A 17,823-nucleotide genomic window follows, 5' to 3' on the forward strand; every position below is an offset into this window, starting at 1 on the left:
CCTATTCAGCCACCCTCGCCGACCTGTCCCCTCATGATGGCTGACGCCACCTGCCACTCGGCCAGCGCCCGGCGCTCGCGACGGCTGGCTTCGGCACCATCCCGTCCCCAGACCAACAAACGCACATTGACCTCGTCGCCAACGGGGGAGGCTCGGTCGAGCCTGACCCCCGGCCCACCGCCCAACAGACCTGCTGTCGACGGAAGCAAGTGCCAACGTGCCTGACCTGGCCGCCCCGGACCATGCCCCATGTGTCCGACCCGCGGCCGCCGGAGCCGCTCCCCTGCCACCAGGCGGATCTGCTCTACCGCCAGGTCGAGCCCGGTCAGGACTTCAGCCAGCCCCTCGTAGCCCGTCAGGCCAGGGCGCATGCCAACGAATCCCAGCCGGTTCTCGGCCAGAGAAAAGCTCAGCGTTGCCAGGCCGACCAGGCCCAACGAGCGAGCGCCCTGCACGGCAAGCTGCCCCAGATAGGCACGCTGCTCAGGCGTGAGGCGCTCGCTGGGGGCCATGGCAAACCCCTCGGCAAGCAGCTCATGCTCGACCAGGGCCAATGCCTGTCCCCGGCGATCGGCCAGCACCGGCAGGTGGACCCGCGGCGCCTGGGCCGAGAGTTCCCCCAACGGCACCCCCGCTTCGCGCATTAGCTGGCGCACGGCATCCACGTCGCACATGGCAGCGATGTGGCTCTCCCGCGGGCCTATGAAAGCCAGCCCGGCACGCGCACAGGCACGAGCAAGGCAGAGCTGTACGCCAGCTCCCGTCTCCCCGGGGTGCAGCACATCGCAGCCCAGCTGCTGGGCACGCTCCACCAAGGCATCGTCGACCGCACCATCGCTGCCATGCCAGGCCAGTTCGAGCTCCGTGCAGGCCTGACCGGCACGCAATGCAGCCAGGCCGCTTCCCGCCAGCATTACGCCACGCCAGCCCCCACGGCGCAGCACGCCTGGGAGAGGGCTGGATGACGCTTGATGTGGACTCATGGTGCCGATGGCATGACCCCGACCGTCCCCGGTGATAGCATGAAAAGGCTTCTTCAACGGGCCTCCCACCCCTTCCAGCGGATTGATAGATGACGACGCCTAGCCTGCTGAACCGCCTGACCTTTCGCCAGCTACAGGTGTTCCAGGCGGTGCATAGGCAACAGTCCTATTCCCGGGCCGCCGAGCAATTGGGCCTGACCCAGCCGGCGGTCAGCGCGCAGATCCGGCAACTCGAACAAGCCCTGGGCCAGCCGCTGTTCAAGTATGCCGGCAAGACGCTTCACGTGCTGCCGGCAGCCGATGCGCTGGCAGCCACGACACAGGCTATCTTCGGCCAGGTCTCGCGACTGCAGATGACGCTCTCCGACATGGACGGCACGATCTCGGGCGAGCTGAACCTGGCGGCCGTATCGACGGCGCAGTACGTGGTTCCTCACCTGATCGCCCGTTTTCGTGCCCACTATCCCAATGTCCAAGTGCGGCTGCAGGTCTGCAACCGCAGCCAGGCGCTGGAAAGGCTAGCGACACGCCGTGATGACCTGGTGATCATGGCAATGGTGCCGGAGGATGACGACAACCTGGCCTTCATGCCGTTCCTTGAGAATGAGCTGATCCCCATTGTCTGGCCTGGCCATCCGCTGCTCGACGCCCACTCCCCCACGCTGGAGGATCTCGCCCGTCACTATCTGCTGATACGCGAATCGGGTTCGGGCGTACGCACCGCCTTCGAGCAGCTTGCCGCCGAACAGGACGTCGCGCTTCAGCATACCATGGAGCTGGGTACCAACGAGGCGATCAAGCAGGGCGTGATGGCACACCTGGGCGTCACGGTACTTCCCCGGCTGGCCGTTCGCCTGGAACTTCGTGCAGGCTTGCTGGCCGAATTGCCGCTGCCGGGCTTTCCCCTACGACGCTCCTGGTGCACGGTCTATCCTCGGGACCGTTTCCCCACCCCCGTGACCGAGCTGTTCCTGCGCTTCGTACGCGAGCGGCTCGGCGAGATAGAGGCGCATTTCAAGGCCCCACCGCAGCCGATGCCCGATCATGGTGTCATCTGCCTGCCGATACCTCCCGGGTAGCGTCGCCCTACTTGTGGTAGCGGCCAGGATCGCCGTGCCAGGCCGATGCGGATATGTTAGATTACGGGCCTGCGACCCATCGTATCAATTGCATGCCATGCGGGCTGGCGCCGCCATGAATTCGACGTAGCGCAGCATCCCGACATGGTTGTGGCAGCCGCCGAGTGGAGGGCTCACACCCTATGAGCGACAGCACCTCGAAACGCGTGCCGAGCGGCGCGAAGTTCCGCACCGAGCATGGTTTCGCCGCCATCAAGGACGGCATCAAGCAACGCCAGCAGGCCGAGGAGCGCCCCGAACCGGGACGCAAGCCACAATGGCTGCGCGCCCAGATACCCGGCGGCGGCCGTTTCGAGGCAGTGAAGCGCAACGTCAACGAGCATCGCCTGAGTACGGTATGTGCCGAGTCGCACTGTCCCAACATGGGGGAATGCTGGAGCAACGGCACGGCCACTATCATGCTGATGGGTTCGGTGTGCACGCGCGCCTGTCGCTTCTGTGCCGTCGACACCGGCAATCCACGCGGCTGGCTCGACGCCGAGGAGCCGACCAACACCGCCAAGTCGGTGGAGTTGATGGGACTACGCTACGTCGTACTCACTTCGGTCGACCGTGACGACCTGGACGACGGCGGCGCCGCCCACTACGCGGCGTGCATTCGGGCCATCAAGACCCATACCCCGGCAGTCGTGGTCGAGGCGCTCACGCCCGACTTCGATGGCGACCCGGAGGCCATCGAACGCGTGGTCGACTCCGGCCTGGAGGTGTTTGCCCAGAACGTCGAAACGGTGGAACGGCTCACCCACTACGTGCGTGATCCCCGCGCCGGCTACCGCAAGACCCTCGACGTGCTGGCGCATGCCAAGCGCCATCGCCCCGACGTGCTGACCAAGACCAGCCTGATGCTGGGGCTCGGGGAGACCGATGAGGAGATCCTCGCGACCTTCGACGACCTGCGCGCCATCGACGTCGACATCGTCACCCTCGGCCAGTACCTGCGCCCCACCCGCAACCACCTGCCGGTGGAACGCTGGGTGACGCCGGACGAATTCGAACGCTATCGCCGCCTGGGCCTGGAAAAGGGCTTCATGGAAGTGGCCTCAGGCCCCCTGGTACGCTCCAGCTACCGCGCCGACCGGGTATTCGAAAAGAACAACCTGGGTCTGGCCGCACCGGCCGAGGTGCCAGGCCAGGCGGCCGACCCCAATCGCATCCAGGCCGTCAACGTCGGTTGACACCCCCATCACCGTCGGCGGGACGACGGTACCAAGCAAAAGGCGACCCCTTGCGGTCGCCTTTTTTCAATGTCTGGCCGTGTTTCGCGACGCCAACGTTGCGCTCATTTAACGTCCGCTGCGTCCGCCGTCAGCGACACAGGCCAGGCCGCCCCCGTCGAAGTGAGCTCACGTCCCAACTGCAGCGCCAGGCACTCGGCCAGCCGCGTTCCGGCCTGCTCGACAGAGAGCGGCCGAGCGACCAGGTCGGACAGGCGAGTCATGGCCATGCCGGCATAGCCACAAGGGTTGATACGCTGGAAAGGCCCCAAGTCGGCATCGACGTTGAGCGCCACACCGTGATAACTCGCGCCGCGCCGTATGCGCAAGCCCAGCGACGCGATCTTGGCTTCGCCAACGTAAACACCCGGGGCATCCGGGCGCGCATGTGCCTCGACGCCCTGCTCGGCCAGTAGCGCAATGACCGCGCCCTCGATCGCCGAGACGAGATCGCGAACCCCCAGCCGGGTCCGGCGCACGTCGAGCAAGGGATAAAGCACGACCTGCCCGGGCCCGTGATAGGTCACTTGCCCGCCCCGGTCGGTCTGCACCACCGGTATGTCGCCCGGCATCAGCAAATGTTCGGGCTTACCCGCCTGCCCCTGGGTGAAGACCGGCTCATGCTCCACCAGCCAGAACTGGTCCGGGGTCGTCTCGCTGCGGCCATCGGTCAATTCACGCATGGCCCGCCATACCGGCAGGTAGGGGCGCCGGCCCAGGCGCAGCAGCGCGATCGGCGCCCCTCCCACCTGACCGTTCAACTACACCACCATGTGGACGCGACCGGTGGCCTTGAGCTCCTCGAACAACGCCTTGAGCTGGGCCTCTCCGGTGGCGCGCAGGGTCAACCGCACCGATTGGAAGCGTGCATTGCGGCTCTCCACTACTTCAATGCTGGAGGCATCGAAGCTGGCATCATGGCGTAGCACCACTTGGCAGACGCTGGCCGTGAAGTCTTCGGCAGCATCGCCCACCACCTTGATCGGGTAGTCGCAGGGAAACGTGATCTTTGGCGCCGACTCGGTGGCAGCCGCTGGCTGACGCAGGTCGCGCAGTTTGTCGTCTGACATGGCTCTCAACACGTTCGAGTGGAATTCCGACTATTCTACTCAACTACCTGGCACCGACCAAGCCGGCGCCGGCCAGAGGCTGACTAGAACCAGCCGCTCAGCAGGCTGCTGAAGAATCGCCGCACCTGGTCGAACAATCGCTTGAACAAGCCACCTTCTTCGATCGACTCGAGGGCTACCAAAGGCTGCTCGCCCACGATTTCATCACCGAGACGCACCTCCAGCGTGCCCACCCGGTCACCCAGGCTGATCGGCGCGGTAAGGTCCGGACGCAGGTCCAGGCGTGCGCTGAGCTCCTGGTTGCGAGCACGCGGCAACGTCATAGCGACATCACGATCGACACCGACACGCAGCTCGTCCTTCTCGCCACCCCAGATGCGCGGGGTATTCAGCACCGCTCCCTGCTCGTAGAGCTCGAGGGTTTCGTAGTAGCGGAACCCGTAGCTGAGCAGCTTCTGGGTTTCCTGAGCGCGCGCCTCCTCAGAACTGGTACCCATGACGACGGAAATCAGTCGCATGCCGTCGCGCTCGGCAGACGCCACCAGACAGTAACCCGCTTCATCGGTATGACCGGTCTTCAAGCCGTCCACGGTCGGGTCGCGCCATAGCAGGCGGTTACGGTTGGGCTGGCGAATGTCGTTGTAGGTAAAGTACTTCTCGGCATAGATGGCGTAGTGCTCGGGATAGTCGTCGATGATGTACTGAGAAAGCAGCGCCAGATCCCGCGCCGTGGAGTAGTGCTCAGGGTGGGGGAGCCCTGTGGCATTGACGAACTGGGTATTGCTCAAACCGAGACGGGACGCATGCTGGTTCATCATGTCGGCAAAAGGCGCTTCGCCTCCGGCCAGATGCTCCGCCACGGCGACACTCGCATCGTTGCCGGACTGAATGATGATCCCGTACAGCAGGTCGCGAATCGAGACTTCCGTGTTGACCTCGATGAACATCTTGGAGCCACCGGTTCGCCAAGCGTTCTCGCTGACACGCACGGTATCGTCCAAACTGATGTTGCCGCGATTCAGTTCACGCTCGACCAGATAGGCCGTCATCAGTTTGGTCAAGCTCGCCGGGGGAAGGCGCTCATCAGCGTTGTGCTCCGCCAGCACCCTGCCGCTATCCGCGTCCAGCAGGATCCACGACTTCGCCGCGATCTGGGGCGAAGCCGGTATCAGGGTCTGAGGCTGAGGCACCGCTTGCGCCAAGGCCTGGGAAACGACCAACAGCAGGCCGAGCAGCGTCAGCGGGAAAAGCCGCGAACGGAAACGGGAAAACAGCACTCGTATGGGCATGGATCTCATCACTACGTCGAGAAAGGTCAAGGGTAAAGGCGCCGATCAGTCGGCGCCGTTGACGATAAAGGCCTGATCGAAACCGGCACGCCTGAGTTCGGCCCGAACAGGCTCGACCTGCCCGGCATGCGCCAGTGGGCCGACCTGGACCCGGTACATGCCGGTGGCGTCTGCCACCCGCACCGGGTGTGACAACTCACGCTCGAGGCGGGCCTTGAGCGCTCGTGCGTTGTCGGCCGACCCCAGCGCAGCGATCTGCAGGTAGATCGGCACACCGTCGTCACCGCCGGCATCAGCCGAGGTAGCGCCACCGCCGGAATTCACGGCGCCGGCGCTGGCGACGGACCGCGGCGACGCCTGTGCCGACGGCGCCGGTTGGACAGCAGGCGCAACCGTGCGGTTCGCGCCACTGCCGCCATTTTCTGCCAGCCACACCACGGGATCGATCGCTTCGACCTTCACCCGGCCGGTGCCGCGTTCGAGGATATCGAGTCGCGCGGCAGCCGCATAGGAGAGATCGATCTCGCGGTCGTTGTGAAACGGTCCGCGATCATTGACCCGCACGATCACCGAGCGTCCATTGTCCTGGTTCGTTACCCGGGCATAGGTCGGTAGCGGCAAGGAACGATGAGCCGCGCTCATCTTGTACATGTCGTAGATTTCACCGTTCGACGTGGCGTAGCCATGGAACTTCTCGCCGTACCAGGACGCGGTACCCTGTCGGACGTAACCACGGGCATCCGGCAGCACCCGATACGTCTTGCCCCATACTTCGTAAACCGGGCGATTGCCTCCCCGTGAAGGTGCCTCCACGCGGGGAACGGCATCGGGGATCTGGCTCACATCGGGGGGATCCTGGGGATAGGCATCGCCACTCATGGCGTAGCGTCCCGTTGACGTCGCCGGGGATGACGCCGAGCCGCTGTCTCGCTGTCCCGGAGGCTGAGTGCCGCTGCCTGCACAGCCCGTCAACAGAGTCGCCATTGCCAGTGCCCAGCACAACGTTCTCACAGCGAACCCTCCTGCTCGTCGGACAGGGAGGCAGACAGCGGGAAGGGCTCCAGTTTGCGCAGGTCCGCTATCGCCTCGGCCAGCTCGGTCACGGCCATGGCATAGAGATGGCTGTGGTTGTAGCGTGTGATGACGTAGAAATTTTCGTACCCGAGGCGATAGCGCCAAGCGGTATCGTCGAGCTCCAGGGCCAGCGGTATGACCGGCGCCTCGGCTTCGAGTTCATTTTGTGGAACGATACCGCTCCGCTCCAGCTCATCCAGTTGGGCGTAAGGCCGCTGCGTGCGGTTGAACTCCACTGCTCCAGGGGGGGTGGCGGGCCCTTCGGCCTCGGTATAAATGGGTTCACCCGGGCGCCAGCCATGCTCGGCGAAATAGTTGCCCACGCTGCCGATGGCATCGGCCGGGTTGGTCCATAGGTCACGCTGACCGTCACCATCGAAGTCCACCGCATAGGCACGATAGCTACTGGGAATGAACTGGGGATAGCCCATGGCACCGGCGTAGGAGCCCATGAGGCTGCCGGGCTCGACTTCCTGCTCGTGGCTAATCTCGAGAAAGGCGGCCAGCTCGCCGCGGAAGAAATCGCCACGTGCCGGATGATGAAACGCCAGCGTTGCCAGCGAATCGATGACACGGTGGCGTCCGGTGAAGCGGCCGTAGCTGGTCTCGACGCCGATGATGGCGGCAATGATTTCCGGCGGTACACCGAACTCCGCCTGGGCACGAGAAAAAGCTTCCTCGTGGGTCTCGATGAAGGCGACCCCGCGGCTGATCCGCTCCGGCTGCAGGAAGATCTCGCGGTACTCGTCCCAGCGCAGCCGCCGCTCCGCCGCACCCGCCATGGCATCGAGTACGCCTTGCTGGAAAACGGCCTCTTGCAGCGCCGCCTCGAGCCAGTCGCGCTCGATGCCGCGTCCGGCCAGTTCCTCCAGCAACTGTCTGGCCCCGTCATGTTCGGCAGGGGAAAAGTCTGCAGCGTACACGGCCGGAGCCGACAGCCATAGCGCGGTGACCACCGCCGCGGCGCCAGCCGCGATCCATTTTCTCGATGGCTTCATGCTTGCGCCACTCCCTGACTGGGCCACATCGTCCGGGTCCGCGCCGTGCCGGCGTTCAACGCGGCAACAGGCGACGGTGCCCATGAATGGACATGAGAATACCGAATCCCGCCAACAAGGTCACGCTGGAGGTCCCGCCATAGCTGACCAGCGGTAGCGGCACCCCGACCACGGGAAGTATGCCGCTGACCATCCCTACGTTGACGAAGACATAGATGAAAAAGGTGAGAATGATACTGCCGCCCAATAGGCGCCCGAAGGTATCGTGTGCCACGGCGGAAAGCCACAGCCCTCGAATCACGATCAGCAGATAGAGCAGCAGCACCAGCAGCATGCCCACGAGACCGAACTCTTCGCCAAGCACCGCCACGATGAAATCGGTGTGCCGCTCGGGCAGGAATTCGAGCTGCGACTGGGTGCCCTGCAGCCAGCCCTTGCCCGATAAACCACCGCTGCCGATGGCCGTCGTTGACTGGATGATGTTCCAGCCCGCCCCGAGCGGGTCACTGTCGGGGTTGAGAAAGGTCAATACCCGCTGGCGCTGGTAACTGTGCATGTTGATCCACAGCAGTGGCAGCGCCGCCGCCGCGGCAACGCAGAGCAGGCCGATGAAGCGCCACGAGAGCCCCGCCATCAGCACAACGAAAACCCCGGCACACCCCACCAGCAGGGAAGTACCCAGGTCCGGCTGCTTGGCGATCAGCACGACGGGCACGCCAATGAATACCGCACAGATGAGTAGATCTTTCCAGCGCGGCGGGAGTGCACGACGGCCCAGCCAGGCCGCCAGCATCAGGGGCATGGCCAGCTTCATCAGTTCGGAGGGCTGAAAGCGAATCACCCCGGGGATTTCCAGCCAGCGCTGCGCCCCCATGCCGAGGTCGCCTACCAGTTCGACTGCCACCAGCATCAGCACACCGGCACCGTACACCAACGGGGCCCAACGCATCAGCGTGGCGGGCGGCAGCTGTGCCAGTACCAGCATTACCCCAAGTGCCACCATGAAGCGGGTGCCCTGCGCCATGACCACGTCGATTCGCTGACCGCTGGCGCTGTAGAGCACTCCAAGCCCTGCCACCAGCAGCACCAGCAGCAGCAGCAGCAACCAGGGGTCGAGGTGGCTCCTCTCCCACAGGCTCTTGCGCCGCGATATGCCATCTTGCGGTGCCCGCACCGGTCGAGCTCGCAATCCTCTCGTCAGCCTCATCCAGGCCATCGCTCAGTTCCCCGCCACGCTGCTGGTGTCATTCTCCATCACCTCACGCACCTCTTCGACGTCGGGGGCCTCCTCCTCCAGCAACCAGGCATCGGTAATGGCTCGCGCCAGGTGCGCGGCATGAGTACTCCCACCGCCGGCGTTTTCCACGATCACGGAGACGGCAATCTCAGGGTTCTCCAGCGGAGCAAAGGCCATGAACAGTGCATGGTCGCGCAGTCGCTCGGCAAGCTCTTCGGCGTTGTAGCGCTGATCCTGCCCCAGCGAGAAGACCTGGGCGGTGCCCGACTTGCCGCCCATGCGGTACTCGAGATCCACCCCGGTGCGTCTGGCCGTTCCCTCTTGCCCGGTCAGGACCTTCTCCATTCCGGAAAAAATCCGATCCCACCAGGCCTCGTTCTGAATCACGATGTCGTCGGGCGTCTCGGGCAGCTGCGTTGGCACCTCCTGCTCGCCGATTCGCCTCGCCAGGCGTGGCTTCACCCACTGACCGCGGTTGGCAAGCACAGCCGTGGCCGTGGCCAGCTGCAGCGGCGTGACCTGCCAGTAGCCTTGGCCGATACCGACCGAAAGGGTCTCTCCGGGGTACCAGGGCTGATTGAAGCGCGCTCGCTTCCAGTCGCGCGAGGGCATCAGCGCCCCGCTCTCGCCATAGACGTCGTGTGCAACCCGCTGGCCGAAGCCGAAGGCACTCATCTGCTCGTGAAGTCGATCGATTCCCAAGTCGTGCGCCAGCGAGTAATAGTAAGTATTGTTGGAAACGGCAATGGCACGCTCCATGTCGACGCGCCCATGTCCCCAGCGCAACCAGTTGCGGTAGCGGCGGCTATCGTTGGGCAGTTGGTAGTACCCGGGGTCGTAGATGGTCTTCTCGGGCGTGATCACCCCTTCGGCCAACCCGGCCAGCGCCAGAAACGGCTTGATGGTGGAGCCAGGGGGGTATTGGCCACGAATGGCGCGATTGAACAACGGAAGGTCGATGTCCTCCTGAAGCGCACGATAGGAGTCGAAGTCGATCCCCGTGACGAACTGGTTGCTGTCGAATCCCGGCGTCGAGACCATGGCCAGGATTTCGCCGGTTCGAGGCGCGATGGCAACGATCGAGCCACGGCGGCCATCGAGCAGCTCGTAGGCCAGCAGCTGCAGCTCCTTGTCCAGCGTCAGCGTCAGGTTCTGCCCCGGTACGGGGTCGGTGCGACCCAGCTCGCGCAGCACCCGGCCACGGGCGTTGGTCTCCACTTGGCGCAGGCCGGCCTGGCCATGCAGCACGTCCTCGTAGAAACGCTCCACCCCGGTCTTGCCGATGAAGTGAGTCCCGGCATAGCGCCCGGAATCGAGTTCCTTGACCTCTTCGGCGTTGATACGCCCGACATAGCCCAGAGCATGTGCCATGACATGAGCATCGGGGTAGTAGCGCAGCAGTTGCGCTTCCACCTCGACCCCCGGGAGACGGTGTCGGTTGACCGCCAACCGGGCGATCTGCTCCTCGTCGAGATCGCTCATCAGCAGTGCCGGCTGGAACGGTCGCTGGGGCTGACGCGCGCGCAGGCGAACTCCTTCGGCCTCCTGCGGCGCCAGCTCCAGAAGCTCCTCGAGCCGATCCAGGGTCACATCGAGATCATCGACACGTTCACGCGTCAAAGTCAGGTTGTAAGTGGGGCGGTTCTCGGCCAGCAGCACCCCGTTACGGTCGTATATCAATCCCCGCGTCGGTGGCAGCGGCTCCACCCTCACGCGATTTTTCTCGGAACGGGTCGTGTAGACCTCGTGCTGCACCACCTGCAGGTATACCAGCCGCCCCGCCAGCAGCCCGGTCAACAGCAGGATCGTCAATACGGCAAGAAACGCGCGCACGCGAAAGATGCGCAGCTCCTGCTCGGGATTCTTCAAGGTCTCACGGCGGTCGCGCATGCCGAAAATCGTCTCGACTCCAGGTTGTCGTAAAGCCGCCGTTCAGCGGTGGTAGGGATGCCCAACCATCAGGGTCCAGGCGCGGTAGAGCTGTTCGGCCAGTACGATCCTGACCAGCGGATGCGGTAGGGTCAGCGGCGACAGCGACCAGCGCTGGTCGGCTGCCGCGGAGAGTTCCGGCGCCAGCCCATCGGGCCCGCCGACCAGCAGTACCACGTCGCGCCCCTCGAGGCGCCAGGCTTCGGCTTGCTGAGCCAGACGCTCGGTACTCCAGGCCTTGCCGCCGACCTCGAGCGCCACCGTGAGTTCGTCGCCGCGCAGCCGCTCGCGAATCCGCTTCGCCTCGACTGCCACGGCTCTGGCCGTGTCGGCATTCTTGCCACGCTGCCCGGGAGGGATCTCCTCGACCTCGAGGGTAAAATCGCGGGGCAGGCGCTTACGGTACTCCTCGACCCCTTCATTGACCCAGCCGGGCATGCGCGTACCGACCGCCAGCAGGCGGACTCTCATGCCTCACCGTGTTCCTGCTGTCGTTCCGAGTCGCTCGGCAGGTCGGCCCACAGCCGCTCCAGGTCGTATAGCTGACGAGTCTCGGGAAGCATGACGTGAACGACCAGGTCGCCCAGGTCAACCAGGACCCAGTCAGACCCGGCCTGCCCTTCTACCCCCAGCGGCTGGACACCATTGGCCTTGGCCTGCTGGACGACATGATCGGCAAGGGCGGCGACGTGACGCGTGGAGGTGCCGCTAGCCACGATCATCAGGTCGGTCACGCTCGTCAGCCGGGACACGTCCAGCTGTGCAACGTCCTTGGCCTTGAGGTCGTCGAGCGCCTCTACCACCAATGTCTTGAGCGAATCGTTCTGCATAGTCCCTCGTCAACGGGAAGTCTTGGTCGCCGTCATTGTATCGTCTTGAGTCGCCGCTGGCAGCGCTCAACGACAACGATAAAGCAAGTTGGCGTGTATTCTCGCCTCGACGGCTTCGGGCAGCAGATAGCGCACGCTCCGATCCGACGCCAGACGCCGGCGAACCTCGGTTGCCGACACCGCAATGCGCGTGGGCAGCGCCAGGCGCAGCAGGCCACCCGCAGGATACCGCATCAAGGCTTCGGGGCCGGCAACCTCTCGACCCTCGACCAGTTTGGCCAAGGCGGACGGTAACGGAGCGTCGCTGCCGGGTCGATCGATCACCACCAAGTGGGCGAGCTGGAAAAGGCGCTGTGGCGAGTGCCAGTCGGCCAGACGCAGGAAGGCATCATGACCCAGCGCCATGACGAGCCGCGCCTGGCGGCCGTACTCCTCGCGCAGGCTGGCCAGCGTATCGGCACTGTAGGAGGGACCGTCGCGCTCGAGCTCACGGGGATCGGCAACCAGCCCCGGCGTATCGCCGATACCCAGCCGCAGCAGCGCCAGGCGCTCCTCCGGCGTGACCTGCGGCGTACCACGCAGGGGCGGCACCTTGGCCGGCACCATATGAACCCGATCCAGCCGCAGGGCCTCGAGCAGCTCCACGGCGCTGCGCAGGTGACCCAGGTGAACGGGATCGAAGGTTCCGCCGAGCATGGCCACGCGTGGCGGCTCCATCGGGAGCGCGGCACGCCGGGCCGGTAGCGTACTGGTCTGATGCGAAGTCACCGCCGAACCTGACCGTCGCCCAGCACCACGTACTTGCGGGTGGTCAGCCCCTCGAGCCCGACCGGCCCCCGGGCATGCAGCTTGTCAGTGGAAATGCCGATTTCGGCGCCCAAGCCATATTCGAAACCGTCGGCAAAACGGGTCGAAGCGTTGACCATCACCGAGCTGGAATCGACCTCGGCCATGAAGCGGCGCGCCAAGCCGTAGTCCTCCGTGACGATGGCATCGGTGTGGTGCGAGCCATAGCGCTCGATGTGCGCGATGGCGGCATCGATGCCGTCGACCACGCGAATCGCCAGGACGGGCGCCAGGTATTCCGTCGCCCAGTCCTCCTCGGTCGCGGCGGCGATGTCGGTGAGAATGGCCCGGGCACGCTCACAGCCACGCAGCTCGACGCCGTGCTCGGCGTAGGCCTCGGCCAACGGCGGCAGCAACCCCTCGGCAACCGGCGCATCGATGAGCAGCGTCTCCATGGTATTGCAGGTGCCGTAGCGATGGGTCTTGGCATTGACGGCGATCGCCAGCGCCTTCTCACGGTCAGCCGTGGCATCGACATAGACGTGGCAGATGCCGTCCAGATGCTTGATCACTGGCACTCGCGCCTCGCGCGAGATGCGCTCGATCAATGACTTGCCACCACGCGGTATGATGACGTCGACGTACTCGGGCATGGCGATCAGCTGCCCTACCGCGGCACGATCGGTCGTTGCCACGACCTGCACGGCGCTCTCCGGCAGTCCGGCCTCGCGCAGCCCCTCGCGGATGCAGGCAGCAATCGCCGCGTTGGAGTCGCGCGCCTCGGAACCACCGCGCAGGATGCTGGCGTTGCCCGACTTCAAGCACAGGCTGGCCGCCTCCAAGGTCACGTTGGGTCGTGACTCGTAAATGATGCCGATCACGCCGAGGGGCACACGCATCTGGCCCACCTGGATGCCACTGGGGCGAAAACGCAGCCCGTCGACCTCGCCGACGGGATCGGGCAGCGCCGCCACCTGCTCTAGCCCCTCCACCATAGCGTCGATTCGTGCATCGGACAGTGCCAGGCGGTCGAGCAATGCCGGCTCCAGACCGTTGGCTTGGCCACGTGCAAGGTCGGCGGCGTTGGCATCCAGGATGTCACTACGGCGGCGCTGGAGCTGCTCAGCCATCGCCAGCAGGGCACGGTTCTTGTCGCCCGTGACGGCACGGCGCATCTGGCTGGCTGCGCTGCGCGCCGCCTCGCCAAGACGGGTCATGTAGGCAACGACATCGACCACCTCGGTTTCGATGCATTCGGATTGGGAGGCGTGAGCGGACATGCTGAACGAAGTTCTCCTGGGCAGAGCGCCACACGGCGCTACGAGCGTTATACTGGCGCGACAACACGATGAACTCCATAGTAAGGCACCATGCAGAGCAAGTACAAAGTCGGCCTGATGCGCCTCAACCTCTGGGCCGCGGCGTCACTCCTGATCCTGCTGGCGTACCTGTCGGAACGGCTGTCCAGTACCTTGCTGCTGGTGCTGGCCAGCGTCTGGCTGATGGTCACGGCCAGCCTGCTCGAGATGAGCCATCGGCGACCCGCCACCGTACCCTGGCAATTGTTGCCCGGCCTGCTCCTTGCCGGCCTGCTGCTGGCCGACCCGGAGCGTCATGCCTTGTGGCTATGGGTCTGGCCCGCCCTGCTGATGCTCCCGCAGCCCGGCTGGGTGCTTGCCCTTACCTGCCTGTTGGCGGTACTGACTTGGTGGCTGCTGGCGGACATGTTGGGGATCGAGCAGACGTTGTTCTCCGGCCTGGTCTTGCTGCCATTGATGCTGCTCGGCCTGGCACGCAATCGCCACTTGTTGCCAACCCGCGCCACCGCGCGGCAACGAATGCGTCTGGTGCCGGGACTTCCGTTGTGGAGCGGCCATCAGCTTTCCGCCGACCTGCGACGCGAACGTGCGCGCTGCCGGCGCGAAGGAGTACACGCCGAACTGATGCTGCTGCGCACATCGCGCCACCAACTCTGGCCTATTGCACAGGACCTTTGCCGGCTGACCCACGAGTTCGAGAACTGTTACCGCCTCGACCACCGCACTCTGGCCACGCTGCTGCTCAGCCGCGACGACAAGCAGGCCAGCGAAAGACGCCATACGCTACTCAAGGGGCTGCGACCCAGCGCCAAGGTACGCTTCGCCGCGCTAAACGAGTTGGGAACGCTCGAAGAGGCGGTGCAGCGTTTCGAGCGCCAGCGCGAGGAATTTCAGGTCGAGACGGAGAGCGTCCATGGATGACGACAACCGCCTGCACATGAGCCGCATCATTGCGGCCTATGCCATCGCCACGCTCTTGCTGGGCGGCTATGCAATCTGGCGCTATCTGATGGGTGACTACAATCGTATCCTGCTGCCGGCGTCTCTCGCCCTGGTCATGCTGGTGGCTTGCCTCATGTGCATCGCCAGTGCCAACCAGGCTCGCCTGTCGGCGTACCTGGCACTCATCACCGGCTATCTGATGCTGGCCCTGGAGCTACCATGGCTGGACGAGGCAGGCATCATGTGGCTAGGCTTTGCCCCCCTGCTCACTGTGCTCTTGCTGCCCCTCGCCTCTGCCATGCTGCTCAACTTGCTGCTGGCACCGGTCTGGCTGCTGCTCAGCAATACGCAGCTGGACGCGCACCTGACGCTGAGCTATGTCGCCATGGCGCTGGTGGCGGCGCTGGTTCCCTGGGAACAGCGCCGCCAGCAGGCGCTGCTGGACGCCACTAACCCTCGCGATCCTCACTGCAACGCGCTGGCGCGCGACGCCATGCATGAGCTCTTGGCGAGTGAATACAAGCGCACCCAGTTCCTCGGCCAGCCCTTTGCCGTGCTGGCACTTCACCTGCCTCAGCTGGAGATGGCCAGCGAGCAATTCGGCAACCGGGCACGCCAGGCCCTGCTCGACGCACTCTGCCTGGCCGTCAACCGCTTCTCACGGCGCCACGACTTCCTGGGCCGGCAGAGCGCCTCGACCTTCTGGCTAGTACTGCCCGATACCAGCCAGAGCGGTGTCCAGATGGTGCAGCAGCGCATCGGACAGGCATTGGAAGCCACGGTCCTGGTGGATACCGGGCCGCTGCAGGTAAAGATTGCCCACTGCCAGCGTCTCCCAGGGGAGAGCTGGCCACGCTTCGAACAGCGCCTGCAGTCCTTGACCCGCCACCTCAGCAGCCATTGAAGGGATTCACTGAAACCCGTCACAAGGAGCCGATGCTTGAGCCTGACCGACGCCCTGCTGCAACTCGCCCCATCCCCCCAACTCTTGCTGTTTGCCGTGGCCGCCATTGCGCTGCTCGAGTCGCTGGCCCTGGTGGGCCTGCTGCTGCCCGGCGTGGTGCTGATCACGGCAGCCGCCTCGTTGGCCGGGCATCAGGACATGGCCCTGACGTCACTGCTGCTGGCGGCATTTTGCGGGGCCGTGCTGGGTGATGGGCTCAGCTTCGTTCTCGGCTATACCCAGCGTGAGCGTGTCACCCGACTGTGGCCGTTGTCGCGCCACCCGGAGTGGCTGGCTCGCGGCGCACGCTTCTTCCAGCGCTATGGCAGCCTGTCGGTCTTCTTCGGCCGCTTCGTCGGCCCGGTGCGCCCGGTGATACCGTTGATCGCGGGAATGCTGCATATGTCGCCCCGTGCTTTCGTCTGGGCCAACCTGGCATCGGCGGCACTCTGGGCGCCAGCCTATGTCCTGCCGGGGTACCTGCTTGGCCAGACCTGGCAGCAACTGCTGGACGTCCCCGAAGGACTGGAGGCACTGCTGATAACACTGGCCATCATCCTGGTGGTGCTGACGCTGGCCTTCTCGTGGCTACGCCATCAGGTGAGCCGCTCCGGTCGCGCCTACCGGGCACTGGCGCTTGGTGCCCGACGCCACCCGCTACTGCGCCGGACCTGGCTGAAGGGAAGCTGGCACGGCGAGATCCCACTGGCCAGCTGGTTGCTGCTGATCTTCTCGCTCGGCGGGCTTTCAGGGCTGACCATTGCCGTCATCCGTCAGCGCGGCCCCTTCCCCATCGACCTTCAGGTGTACGCCTTTTTCGACAACCTGATCGTTCCCATGCTGCCCGAAGCGGGCCAGTTGCTCGCGCGCGTCGGGGACATCGCCGGCATTCTGGCCTTGGTCCTGCCGTGGGGGGCCTGGCTGCTGGCTCGCCGCCACTTGGCCGCCCTGGCCCATGTGGCCGCCGGTCTTGGCGGCATCGCCGTGCTCAACATCCTGGGCAAGGCACTGATCGGCCGGCCACGCCCGGAAACGCCCGATTACCTGACCGGCTCACTGTCCTACCCCAGCGCCCACGCGTCTTCCGCCGTGGTGCTGTATGGACTGGCCGCCGCCTTCGTGGCCCAGGAGCTGCCACCGCAGCGACGCTTCTGGGCCTACTGGCTGGCCATCGCCCTGACCCTGCCCATGGCGCTTTCGCGCCTGGTCATTGGGGTCCACTGGCTGACCGACCTGATCGGTGGGTCTCTGCTGGGGCTAGTGGTCTGCGCGCTGGTTCGCCTGGCCTGGCAGCGCCGCCCCTACGCCCCGCTCACGCCCTGCCCCTGGCCCTGGCTGACGGCGGCCTCGCTGGTGCTGCTCAGCGCCCGGGTGGCGCTGCTGCCAGCGGTCTGACGTGACCGATACGCCTCAGCCGAAGGCCAGCCATATCCCCACCCCCACCATCAGCGTGCCGGCGATGCGATTGAGTAGTCTGACATTGCCGCTCTCGCCCAGCACGCGGCGCAGACCGCGCCCGCCCGCGGCGTACAACAGCAGGCTCAGGAACTCGATGATGAGGATAACCCCGATCAACACGACCAGTTGCCCACCCAGCGGACGCGACGCATCGAGGAAAGGCGGCAGCAACGCGACGAAAAAGGCCCAGCCCTTGGGGTTGGCGACGGCCGTCATGAACCCCTGCAGCGCCAGCTGGCCGCGCGATGCCGGAGGCAACTCGACGCTTTCGAGGGGAATCGCCATGCGCCCTCGGGAGCGCCACATCATCACGCCCAGGTAGCCGAGATAGGCACCGCCGACCCATTTGAACAGCGCGAACAGCTCGGGCTGGCGCAACATCAGCGTTGCCACCCCGGCACCGGCAGCGGCCGCCACCAGCCCCACGCCGACGAGTTCGCCTGCCATCATCCACAGCGTGCGCTTCACCCCCTGGGTCATGCCCAGCACCATCGACAGGGTCATGCACATGCCCGGCGTCAGGGAGACGAACAGAAACGTCGGCACGAAGACCGACAGCAGCGATAGCTTGATCATGAGAAAGGTTCTCTGGTCTCGTCCTTGCACACAGAC

At 65.2% G+C, this 17,823-nt stretch carries 18 protein-coding genes; 5 read left to right on the forward strand and 13 right to left on the reverse strand.

Annotation, left to right across the window (positions count from 1 at the left end; genetic code table 11):
- Positions 1 to 5: 5 nt before the first annotated feature.
- The gene (locus HNO53_RS13440) at positions 6 to 983 is read right to left on the reverse strand and encodes an ATP-binding protein (RefSeq protein ID WP_209472867.1); all 978 of its coding nucleotides are present in this window, start codon (positions 981 to 983) and stop codon (positions 6 to 8) included.
- An 89-nt stretch (positions 984 to 1,072) separates the two neighbouring features.
- On the opposite strand from HNO53_RS13440, the gene HNO53_RS13445 reads away from it, so the two are divergent.
- The gene (locus HNO53_RS13445) at positions 1,073 to 2,062 is read left to right on the forward strand and encodes a LysR family transcriptional regulator (protein ID WP_209472869.1); all 990 of its coding nucleotides are present in this window, start codon (positions 1,073 to 1,075) and stop codon (positions 2,060 to 2,062) included.
- A gap of 182 nt (positions 2,063 to 2,244) precedes the next feature.
- Positions 2,245 to 3,297, forward strand: a complete 1,053-nt coding sequence (gene lipA / locus HNO53_RS13450) for a lipoyl synthase (RefSeq protein ID WP_209472871.1) — start codon at positions 2,245 to 2,247, stop codon at positions 3,295 to 3,297.
- A 104-nt stretch (positions 3,298 to 3,401) separates the two neighbouring features.
- Here lipA and lipB read toward each other — a convergent pair whose 3' ends face one another.
- The 11 genes from lipB to HNO53_RS13505 form a co-directional block, all read right to left on the reverse strand.
- Positions 3,402 to 4,097, reverse strand: a complete 696-nt coding sequence (gene lipB / locus HNO53_RS13455) for a lipoyl(octanoyl) transferase LipB (RefSeq protein ID WP_275951347.1) — start codon at positions 4,095 to 4,097, stop codon at positions 3,402 to 3,404.
- On the reverse strand, positions 4,098 to 4,406 hold the full coding sequence (locus HNO53_RS13460) for an HP0495 family protein (protein ID WP_209472873.1): 309 nt from the start codon (positions 4,404 to 4,406) through the stop codon (positions 4,098 to 4,100).
- Between the two features lie 83 nt (positions 4,407 to 4,489).
- Entirely contained in the window at positions 4,490 to 5,695 is a 1,206-nt protein-coding gene (locus HNO53_RS13465; protein ID WP_209472875.1) for a D-alanyl-D-alanine carboxypeptidase family protein, read from the reverse strand.
- A gap of 45 nt (positions 5,696 to 5,740) precedes the next feature.
- Complete coding sequence (locus HNO53_RS13470; protein ID WP_420827839.1) at positions 5,741 to 6,706, reverse strand: septal ring lytic transglycosylase RlpA family protein; 966 nt, start codon at positions 6,704 to 6,706, stop codon at positions 5,741 to 5,743.
- Positions 6,703 to 7,767: a lytic murein transglycosylase B gene (gene mltB, locus HNO53_RS13475; protein WP_209472877.1), complete on the reverse strand. Its 1,065-nt coding sequence runs from the start codon at positions 7,765 to 7,767 to the stop codon at positions 6,703 to 6,705. Before mltB ends, HNO53_RS13470 begins: the two co-directional genes overlap by 4 nt.
- Positions 7,768 to 7,822: 55 nt before the next feature.
- Positions 7,823 to 8,983 (reverse strand): rod shape-determining protein RodA, encoded by a 1,161-nt coding sequence (gene rodA, locus HNO53_RS13480; RefSeq protein WP_209472879.1) that lies wholly within the window; start codon positions 8,981 to 8,983, stop codon positions 7,823 to 7,825.
- A 3-nt stretch (positions 8,984 to 8,986) separates the two neighbouring features.
- Positions 8,987 to 10,894: a penicillin-binding protein 2 gene (gene mrdA / locus HNO53_RS13485; protein ID WP_209472881.1), complete on the reverse strand. Its 1,908-nt coding sequence runs from the start codon at positions 10,892 to 10,894 to the stop codon at positions 8,987 to 8,989.
- A 42-nt stretch (positions 10,895 to 10,936) separates the two neighbouring features.
- Positions 10,937 to 11,404, reverse strand: coding sequence for a 23S rRNA (pseudouridine(1915)-N(3))-methyltransferase RlmH (rlmH, locus tag HNO53_RS13490; RefSeq protein WP_209472883.1), 468 nt, complete (start codon positions 11,402 to 11,404; stop codon positions 10,937 to 10,939).
- Positions 11,401 to 11,763: a ribosome silencing factor gene (gene rsfS / locus HNO53_RS13495; RefSeq protein ID WP_209472885.1), complete on the reverse strand. Its 363-nt coding sequence runs from the start codon at positions 11,761 to 11,763 to the stop codon at positions 11,401 to 11,403. Before rsfS ends, rlmH begins: the two co-directional genes overlap by 4 nt.
- A gap of 66 nt (positions 11,764 to 11,829) precedes the next feature.
- Positions 11,830 to 12,480, reverse strand: a complete 651-nt coding sequence (gene nadD / locus HNO53_RS13500; protein ID WP_209478643.1) for a nicotinate-nucleotide adenylyltransferase — start codon at positions 12,478 to 12,480, stop codon at positions 11,830 to 11,832.
- Between the two features lie 47 nt (positions 12,481 to 12,527).
- Positions 12,528 to 13,829, reverse strand: coding sequence for a glutamate-5-semialdehyde dehydrogenase (locus HNO53_RS13505; RefSeq protein WP_209472887.1), 1,302 nt, complete (start codon positions 13,827 to 13,829; stop codon positions 12,528 to 12,530).
- Between the two features lie 90 nt (positions 13,830 to 13,919).
- On the opposite strand from HNO53_RS13505, the gene HNO53_RS13510 reads away from it, so the two are divergent.
- Genes HNO53_RS13510 through HNO53_RS13520 form a run of 3 tightly spaced genes read left to right on the forward strand, consistent with a single transcriptional unit; the run spans position 13,920 to position 17,148 of the window.
- Positions 13,920 to 14,789, forward strand: coding sequence for a hypothetical protein (locus HNO53_RS13510; RefSeq protein WP_209472890.1), 870 nt, complete (start codon positions 13,920 to 13,922; stop codon positions 14,787 to 14,789).
- The gene (locus HNO53_RS13515; RefSeq protein WP_209472892.1) at positions 14,782 to 15,714 is read left to right on the forward strand and encodes a diguanylate cyclase domain-containing protein; all 933 of its coding nucleotides are present in this window, start codon (positions 14,782 to 14,784) and stop codon (positions 15,712 to 15,714) included. The genes HNO53_RS13510 and HNO53_RS13515 overlap by 8 nt, the downstream gene beginning before the upstream one ends.
- Before the next feature lie 36 nt (positions 15,715 to 15,750).
- On the forward strand, positions 15,751 to 17,148 hold the full coding sequence (locus HNO53_RS13520) for a bifunctional DedA family/phosphatase PAP2 family protein (RefSeq protein ID WP_209472894.1): 1,398 nt from the start codon (positions 15,751 to 15,753) through the stop codon (positions 17,146 to 17,148).
- Between the two features lie 15 nt (positions 17,149 to 17,163).
- On the opposite strand, the gene HNO53_RS13525 is transcribed toward HNO53_RS13520, so the two are convergent.
- Positions 17,164 to 17,787 (reverse strand): LysE family translocator, encoded by a 624-nt coding sequence (locus HNO53_RS13525; protein ID WP_209472896.1) that lies wholly within the window; start codon positions 17,785 to 17,787, stop codon positions 17,164 to 17,166.
- Positions 17,788 to 17,823: the final 36 nt, after the last annotated feature.

This window comes from Billgrantia antri (assembly GCF_017868935.1).
In the GTDB taxonomy this organism is placed as follows: domain Bacteria; phylum Pseudomonadota; class Gammaproteobacteria; order Pseudomonadales; family Halomonadaceae; genus Halomonas; species Halomonas antri.